Source organism: Sulfolobales archaeon (assembly GCA_038897115.1).
Lineage (GTDB): Archaea > Thermoproteota > Thermoprotei_A > Sulfolobales > AG1 > AG1.
Window position 1 is genome coordinate 1 of record JAWAXC010000147.1, and the last position, 4,196, is coordinate 4,196.

The window sequence follows — 4,196 nt, forward strand, 5'->3', positions numbered from 1 at the left end:
AAAAATTTAAAAACCTCCAAGCAAAATACCATCACAGGAAGCAATAAGAAAAGACTGAAAGTGAACTCTACTACTTCCCCGCCTTGAAGAGATCTTATTATTTCTAGGAGGAGAAGCAATAAGAAAAGACTGAAAGCATAGTCCTCAGACCTCTAGATAAAATAGTTGGGAAGTGGAGCTCGAGAGAAGCAATAAGAAAAGACTGAAAGCTATTGACCCAGTGCAGTACAAGGCTGGAAAATTCGTTAGAAATACCCGAAGCAATAAGAAAAGACTGAAAGAGCTCTGGATCTCTAATTCTAGTACCTAGGTCTTCTTCTGCTGTTACTATCGAAGCAATAAGAAAAGACTGAAAGACAAGTTTACTGTAGAAGGCGGGATCATTATTGAGGTTTATAAAGTAAATGAAGCAATAAGAAAAGACTGAAAGTATATACCCCTTTACAATAAAAAATAATTGGAGAGTGAGAGAAAAATGAAGCAATAAGAAAAGACTGAAAGTTACACTCTTGAGGAGAGGATTCTCTCTACTGTGTTCAGGTTGAGTAAGGAGAAGCAATAAGAAAAGACTGAAAGAGTGAAAATGTTCTCAGGGGAAAACTTTAAATACCCCTTTAGCCATAAGAAGCAATAAGAAAAGACTGAAAGGGAGCGAGAGTTTCAGAAGAAAAGGTCTGAAGAGAAGTAAGATTATTTGAGAAGCAATAAGAAAAGACTGAAAGTACATAGTGTACCTCTACAACACCAGCACCGGTGTCTACACAATCATTCGAAGCAATAAGAAAAGACTGAAAGATCGTCATCTAGATCTATTGGGAAACCTTGGTGAACTTTAAAGTGTTCGAAGCAATAAGAAAAGACTGAAAGTGTATTTCTGCTTGTATTGTTTCACCAGCTCTGAAATGTGGTTGTATGCGAAGCAATAAGAAAAGACTGAAAGGCTTTGCTGGCGGCTCCAGTAGGTGTTTATGCGTATAATAGTAGTTCGGGGAAGCAATAAGAAAAGACTGAAAGAAAGATGTGCTTTTAGTGGATTCATTCTAAAAATAGTAGCAAAGAATAGAGGTTAGATTTTAGCTGGGTTGGACCTGCTTTGTTAAAAACTAGCAGGATGTAATAATGTAGTGTTGAAGAGAAATAGAAAGAGCTTCTAGAGAAGTTCTATGATTATAACATATGCTTTGAATAGTTTCTGCTATTTACACGTAATTAGAGATTACGACCGCATTGACAATGAATCTAAGATAGAGCTCTTCTATTACTACAATAAAGGAATTGAAGTAGTAGGAAGTGTGGAATACACGAGGATAGAATTTATAGTTGAAGAAGAAAGCGGTAGCACAACAGTCATTATATGGCTTCCAAAACAGACTGGAATTACGCCTAGGATAATGATCAACGGGAAAGAAATACCACCATATATGGTAGAACATGCTGTAGCACAGATCGTAGGCTCGTTCATGAGCTTCTTCATCATCCCCCATCAATTCTTGACTGCAATGATACTATGGCCTTACACACCTCCAGAAATAGGTTCACTAACTCACGTATCATCAGCCTCAATATCCTACGGAAACACTACCTTAAACGTTGATAGATATATGTTCACACCTAACCCCAACAATCCAGACTTTGCTAATATAACCAAAGCGGATATATGGGTGCCTCATTATAAGGGCTATACACTATGCGTATACCTCATGATGGAAACTAAGACATCCGAATTAACTTATGAGCTATTAGAAATAACATAAAATGATATATAAAGCTTTTTTCAAAAGATTATTCTCTATAGCTTATTCCAATCTAAGTGTTGTCAGCCCATCTCTCCCGCCACGTTGGTTGTAGAGGCCTGTTTTCTTAGAGACCTCATACTAAGATATGCTATTTTTCTTCATCTGAGTTGAAGCATATCTTCGCTCTCCACTGCTCCTGATATGAATCCTACTACCATATCTTGCCTGTGGTTTACTGTGGCTACCAGCCATTCTACGCAGGGGCATAAGCATTCTTCGGATCCAACGCACGGAGCTTACATTCATCAGCACAAACCTTAAAAATATGACACAAAGTAGTTGCAGAATCTGACGTCTCTCCTGCAACTGGAGTAATACCACTGAGATGCAACAATTGTTATTGCTATATCGATGATTTTCACGATGATGATTCTACTAGGTGAATATTTATGGCGGTCACGATCCTGTTAAATTTTTTAATAATTAATATTATTTAATATATAAGTTAGTACGCAGGGGTTTTAAAATGAATAACGTAATACACTGTCTTGATGATTCCATAAACGATGTGATCATCATATTTATGCAGCCAGCTATTCTCAACTTCGTGAAAGAGTCTAGCTACACTAGATCCGTTGACGGTTTTCTCGTGAAATTTGGAACCCTGGTATCTATGTTAGAGGATACGGCATCGATTTTTAAAGTGAATGCCAATGATCTCTTGACAAGAGTTCTCGCATGTGCTGAGATATCAGAGGCTCTTAGACCTCTGGCTAAATATGCTGATGACGTCAAGCGGTTGGTTTCAATAGATCCTAGGCATAAAAAGCTGTATCCATACTTACCCTTAATATATAGCTATCTATCAAGACTCCCTCCAACCAGCATAGAGCTGGATCTCATTAGACCAAGCATGTCCGAGCTGGAGAAGGAAAAAACTACACAAAGCCTCACAAAACCATTCATTGTATCTGAACAAAAACCAGTCAGAGAAAAGGAAGAGAAGACTCTAGAACCTAGTGAACGAGAAATAAAGGTTGAAGTGTCTAGATCCAAGCCAGAGGTTGCTCAGCAAGGGTTTGGATATCTTGCAAAGAAAAGAGGAGTTAGCAGGCTTAAGGTAGCAGCATTTATGTCATTAATTATTCTAGCAATATTAATATCTTATGCCTCCGGTATAGAGCCGGTTAAGGACTGTATAGACACAGCTGGTCGATTCTTAGTAAGCGAGTTGAGCAATGTATGGAGAAAGCCTACTCTCCTGGACATCAAGTTGAATGTACTAAACGAGCTGAATAAGATCCGCGCTGCATACAATCTACCTCCCGTGCAATTATTGAACTTGTCTATAGCGCAGTACCGGGCCGATGACATGGTTAGAAATGCTTATTACGGTCACTGTGATTTGAATAGAGTTCCGACTACCTACTATTATACATTATTGGGAGGGGCTTATGCTATGGAGGAGAACATTGGCTATGTTGGTAAGTGCCTTTTTCCTCCTCTAAGGCCAGCTGACATATATGCTAGCGATGCTATGAATTATGCTTTAGATATCCTGAATGAAATGGTGTATAATGACGCATCAAGCTTCTGGGGTCACAGGGATTCTCTCCTTGATCCCACCAATAATTACGTCGATATAGGGGTGGCTTGGGGTAAGGGGATCTTTATAATTGTTCTGCAGATGAACAAAGTCTGGGTCTTCTGGTCAGATCCCCCCTCGTATATCAACAATATATTTAGAGCATGTGGAAGACTTCTGCTGAACGGCTCCGAGATTACACAGGTGCTTATATATAAGTACGTGGAGAATGGCTTTCTATCATGGCTTACGCTCAACATCCGATCTTTGTGCACAACGGCTAACGCCACCTGCGGAAGCTACTCACTTGGAAATCCAGTGGCTGTTGTCGTTCCATCGCCCAACAAGTACTACCCTGGCATAGAAACCATTGTAGCATCAAAATGGGTTCAGCAGGGAGATAACTTTTGCATTGAATTTACGTGGATGCCAAAAGAGAAAGGGATCTATACAATAGCAATATTCGCTAAGAATACCATCGGCATATCGCATCCTTATGACAAAGATAGATTTAAAGACTATGTCCCGATACTTGAGTACACGGTAAATATCCCTTAGCATGAAGAAGAGCAGATTCCTTATGATCTAATCCAATAGTTATAGTAGAAACACTGAGACTAATATATAGGGTATGTCTATTTCTCATTCAATCTTTTCTCATTGCTTCGCAACGATATATCTGAAGAGATATGAAACAATAAGAAAAGAGTGAAAGATGAGAAAGGGCTGAGGTTTAGGTTGGAGGGAGTTATTTTTTCTCGAGAAGTATTATGTTGCATTTTTCTGAGAGTTTTTCTCTGTTGGCATACTCTATCAATTCTTCTCTCTTCTCTAGGAATAGCAGAGTGTTTCTATCACAGAGATCTTTTAATAGT

General features: G+C 38.8%; 2 protein-coding genes and 1 CRISPR repeat array. Both genes read left to right on the top strand.

Annotated features, from left to right (window positions below; translation table 11 throughout):
- Positions 1-37: 37 nt before the first annotated feature.
- A CRISPR array of direct repeats spans positions 38-1,014; the repeat unit is 24 nt; unit sequence GAAGCAATAAGAAAAGACTGAAAG.
- A gap of 149 nt (positions 1,015-1,163) precedes the next feature.
- The gene (locus tag QXE01_11845) at positions 1,164-1,754 is read left to right on the top strand and encodes a hypothetical protein (protein ID MEM4971930.1); all 591 of its coding nucleotides are present in this window, start codon (positions 1,164-1,166) and stop codon (positions 1,752-1,754) included.
- A gap of 508 nt (positions 1,755-2,262) precedes the next feature.
- Entirely contained in the window at positions 2,263-3,879 is a 1,617-nt protein-coding gene (locus tag QXE01_11850) for a CAP domain-containing protein (protein MEM4971931.1), read from the top strand.
- Positions 3,880-4,196: the final 317 nt, after the last annotated feature.